Annotated in this window: 10 protein-coding genes; all 10 read left to right on the forward strand. The window is 36.8% G+C overall.

Annotated features, from left to right (window positions below; all coding sequences use genetic code 11):
* The first annotated feature begins 167 nt into the window (after positions 1-167).
* Positions 168-401, forward strand: coding sequence for a helix-turn-helix domain-containing protein (locus CVN76_RS21615; protein WP_100530504.1), 234 nt, complete (start codon positions 168-170; stop codon positions 399-401).
* Between the two features lie 19 nt (positions 402-420).
* Positions 421-672: a hypothetical protein gene (locus CVN76_RS21620; RefSeq protein ID WP_157805537.1), complete on the forward strand. Its 252-nt coding sequence runs from the start codon at positions 421-423 to the stop codon at positions 670-672.
* A 13-nt stretch (positions 673-685) separates the two neighbouring features.
* Positions 686-829: a hypothetical protein gene (locus CVN76_RS31170; protein ID WP_157805750.1), complete on the forward strand. Its 144-nt coding sequence runs from the start codon at positions 686-688 to the stop codon at positions 827-829.
* 68 nt (positions 830-897) lie between these two features.
* Positions 898-1,071: a hypothetical protein gene (locus CVN76_RS31485; protein ID WP_198512617.1), complete on the forward strand. Its 174-nt coding sequence runs from the start codon at positions 898-900 to the stop codon at positions 1,069-1,071.
* Between the two features lie 15 nt (positions 1,072-1,086).
* Positions 1,087-1,308 carry a hypothetical protein gene (locus CVN76_RS21625; RefSeq protein ID WP_100533014.1) on the forward strand — a complete coding sequence of 74 codons (222 nt, stop codon included), beginning with the start codon at positions 1,087-1,089 and terminating at the stop codon, positions 1,306-1,308.
* A 12-nt stretch (positions 1,309-1,320) separates the two neighbouring features.
* Positions 1,321-1,479 (forward strand): DUF6906 family protein, encoded by a 159-nt coding sequence (locus tag CVN76_RS31490; RefSeq protein ID WP_198512618.1) that lies wholly within the window; start codon positions 1,321-1,323, stop codon positions 1,477-1,479.
* 96 nt (positions 1,480-1,575) lie between these two features.
* Positions 1,576-1,749 carry a hypothetical protein gene (locus CVN76_RS31175; RefSeq protein WP_157805751.1) on the forward strand — a complete coding sequence of 58 codons (174 nt, stop codon included), beginning with the start codon at positions 1,576-1,578 and terminating at the stop codon, positions 1,747-1,749.
* Complete coding sequence (locus CVN76_RS21630) at positions 1,746-2,294, forward strand: host-nuclease inhibitor Gam family protein (protein WP_100533015.1); 549 nt, start codon at positions 1,746-1,748, stop codon at positions 2,292-2,294. Before CVN76_RS31175 ends, CVN76_RS21630 begins: the two co-directional genes overlap by 4 nt.
* A gap of 4 nt (positions 2,295-2,298) precedes the next feature.
* A complete protein-coding gene (locus tag CVN76_RS21635) occupies positions 2,299-2,895 on the forward strand; it encodes a hypothetical protein (RefSeq protein WP_100533016.1) in 597 nt (198 codons plus the stop codon).
* 15 nt (positions 2,896-2,910) lie between these two features.
* The coding region (locus CVN76_RS21640) for an AAA family ATPase (protein ID WP_100533017.1) at positions 2,911-3,601 on the forward strand (691 nt) is incomplete at its 3' end.

Consider the following 3,601-nt stretch of genomic DNA (forward strand, 5'->3'; position numbering starts at 1 on the left):
AACTAAAAGTAGAATAATTTCAATATAATAGCGAAAATATTCTACTTTTAATATAGAAGGTGAAATAAAAGTAGAAATTGTAGAAATATTATGCATCAATATCGTTGACAATCTACTAAAAGTAGAATAATATGTGATTGTGAAGGTTAAAAAGCGAGGTGATAACCATGATTCTCACACTGAAACAAGCCAGATTAATAAAGGGGTTTACACAACGCGATATAGCTACAAAGCTTGGTGTACATGTTCAGACTTACAGCAAGATGGAGAAACAACCTGAAGAAGTTACTATCAGGGAAGCCAAAAAAATCTGCGAGATTTTGGAATTAAGCTACGATTTTATTTTTTTTAACACTGACTCTACTTTAAGTAGAGACATTGAAAGAAGTCATTCTTTTTAAAGTAGAGTGAGGTGGTTTCATGCGAATTAAGGAGGACTTAACAATAAGTAGTATGTCCTTAGGTGGTTATGAAATTCCAATTCCTAAGGGATTATCTGAGTTACTTAATAGGTCAGGTGCTTGGAAATATAGAGCACCTGATTCAATCCAAAGTGAAAGTCCTTTAGAGGATTATGATCGTACTGTTGTTAAGGAAAATGGTCATTTAAGAACATATCTAACCTACAAAAAACCAGTTGAAAAGTCCGGAAAAAATAAAAAGGTTTCTTAAAGGGGGTAACTCATTGGGCATGGTCATGGTTTACGGTTTCGTAGGGGCGCTGCTGTTTTTGGGCGGATGCATGTGCGGCAGCTCATTGACCGCAGGGAGATTGAAGGGAGGTGAAAATGTTGAAAATCAAAACCCAGGAATGGTTAGCAATGAATGAGGTCGATCGGTACATGGAAATTTATCGGGCTTATGTCAGAAGCCAAAAATTCTAAGGAGGTGAGTGTTTTGGAAATGGAGGTTAAAACGAGAACTGATCTTATCGGTAAAACTGGATCAGTTACTCGTAAATTAACAATTGTGGACGCAAAGGAATATCCAACCGGTACTGAAATTCGTGTATCAGACAATATGGGGGAGGAATACTGGACAGGTCTTGAAGACATTGATTTGGACTTATAAAAGGAGGTGACTCAATTGGAAAAAACAATCAAATCATTTGATGTAATTGCTGAAGCTACCCACCCATTTATTTATACATTTGCGGTAGGTAAAGAATTCGGCGGAAAAACTGTGGATGACATTATCGAGCATGATGGAGTGTTTAAACTGTTCAATCGCCGTGATGAACTTATCACAGAAATTAACTTACCTGTAGTTCGTGTGGAATACGAATATCCATTAGCAGCAGTCAATTAAGGAGGTGATTCCTTGAAGAGTGGTAAAAAGCCAACTAGTCGTCAACGTAAAGCCATGGAGTGGGCAGGCGTAAGAGATACAAAGGATTGGTTAGTTATCAAAAGTTTGCCTTATGAATTGCATATCGTCCACAGAATTACAGGTCACACAAAAGAAATCCCAAATGAATAAAAGACCCCTGTTTGCAGACAGGAGTCCAAATAAAATACTTATCTCACATACATTCTATACATTTTTTTACCAAATATGCAACAGGAGGACAAATAAATGTATTTCGAAACAAAGAAAAATACTGTTTTTAGTCCTGCTAATCCTAAATTAGAAAGTCTCTATAACTGGCTTGAAAAACATGAGTCTACTCTTGGTGGAAGTCATTCCTATGATGACTTGATTGAAATATATGAAACGCTTGAAAACAATTTGAAGGAGGAAAACCAATGAATTCATTACAACAAATCGAGCTTATGGAAGTCGAGGAAATCCAATCACAGGAAACTAAGTTTGAAATTACGGACATCAACAGCCTGAATTGGGCATTCCGTAAACTTACTGCCCTTAAATCAAAAGAAAAGGAAATCAAGCAGCTGGCAAACGTGGAACGTGATCGTATTGCCGAATGGGAGAAAGGTGAACTTTCTTCTATTACCAACAGCACCAGTTTTTTTGAATCACTTATTACCTTGTATCACGCTCAGCAATTAGCGGAAGACCCCAAGGCTAAAACCATCAGCACACCTTATGGCAAATCTAAGACCCGTAAATCGAAGGAGGCACCGGATAAGGCGGATGAGGAAGTAATCCTTCAATACGTTATTGAAAATGAAATGGATGAATTCATCAAGAATAGTGTGAAATGGGCCGACCTTAAGAAGTCATTGAAAATCGTGGAAATCAGTGGTGAAAAGGTTGTTGTAGATGAGAACGGCCAGATTGTACCTGGTGTAATCGTAAAACCAGAATCTATTTCTTATAGTGTGGAGGTTTAATAATATGGCAATCGTAAAGATTGAATTAGATGTTAATTGGTTGGATGAAGGAGAAAATCTTGACGAATTAATCAAAAGTGAAGTTATCAGTGGTTTGCAGGATAGATTGATTCAAAAAGCAGAACAAAAAATCTTAGCGAAAATTGAGCGTGAAGCTGAAGAAAAAGCAAATGAGGTTGTTGATAGTTTCATTTACGGCGCTCTTGAAAAGAAAATTGATGATTTGAAAATACCATACAAAGAAAATAGTTGGGGATCTGAAGTAAAGCTAATTCCGATAAGCGAGTTCATTGGCATTAGATATGAACGGTATCTTACAGAAAAAACACTTGATGGAGACGGCAGGGAAGCTAAGTATTCAAGTGATAGAAAATTATCCATCAGTGAATATTTTATTAAAAATTATCTTGCAAAAGAGCTTACGTCTAAAGTTAGTACAATGATTCAAACTGCAAGAAAAGATGCAGAGGAAACAATCGTTAAAGCGCTTGAAAACAATCTAAAAGAACAGTTATCTTTTGATATTATTCAGCGGCTTAATATCCCTGAAATGTTAGAGAGTCTACAAAATAAAGCTGCAGAAATAGGTTCTAAAGAATAGGAAGGGGGTTTAAAAGTGGAAACCATAAACGGCTCTAAAATTAAGAAAAGCGAAAAGGCGAAAGTCATTATCTACTCAAAGCCAGGTGACGGTAAAACAACAGTTGCTGGATTGCTGCCAGGTAAAACATTGGTGCTCGATATTGATGGTACATGCCAGGTATTGCAAGGTTACTCAAATGTTGATGTTGCCAAGATTGACTCAAGCGATCCTCACCAAAGCATTTTAGATTTTTATGCACATGCAAAAGCGAATATCGCTAATTACGATAACGTTTTTGTGGACAATCTTACCCATTATCAAAAGCTTTGGTTGATGAGTAAGGGAGAAAAAACGAAAAGTGGAATGCCAGAATTAAAAGACTACGCTATATTCGACAACCACTTATTGAAAGTAATTGAAACATTCAATGGATTAGATGCCAACGTCATCTACACTGCCTGGGAAACTACACGCAGCATTATCCATGATGATGGGCAGCAATATAACCAATTCATTCCGGATATACGTGACAAAATCGTCAATCATGTTATGGGAATCGTGCATGTTGTAGCTCGATTAATTAGAAAAGCAGACGGTACACGCGGATTTATTTTGGAAGGTAACCAGAGTATTTTTGCCAAGAATCATCTTGATGATCGTAAAGGCTGCGTTCAAGAAGAATTATTAGTGTCATCCACAAATGAGAAAACAGGGGGAAATAAAT

This window comes from Bacillus sp. mrc49, from assembly GCF_002803435.1.

Bases quoted from the DNA above. Each gene is read 5' to 3' on its own strand.
- CVN76_RS21615 (WP_100530504.1), top strand. From the start codon at position 168: ATGATTCTCACACTGAAACAAGCCAGATTAATAAAGGGGTTTACACAA.
- CVN76_RS21620 (WP_157805537.1), top strand. From the start codon at position 421: ATGCGAATTAAGGAGGACTTAACAATAAGTAGTATGTCCTTAGGTGGT.
- CVN76_RS31175 (WP_157805751.1), top strand. From the start codon at position 1,576: ATGTATTTCGAAACAAAGAAAAATACTGTTTTTAGTCCTGCTAATCCT.
- CVN76_RS21630 (WP_100533015.1), top strand. From the start codon at position 1,746: ATGAATTCATTACAACAAATCGAGCTTATGGAAGTCGAGGAAATCCAA.
- CVN76_RS21635 (WP_100533016.1), top strand. From the start codon at position 2,299: ATGGCAATCGTAAAGATTGAATTAGATGTTAATTGGTTGGATGAAGGA.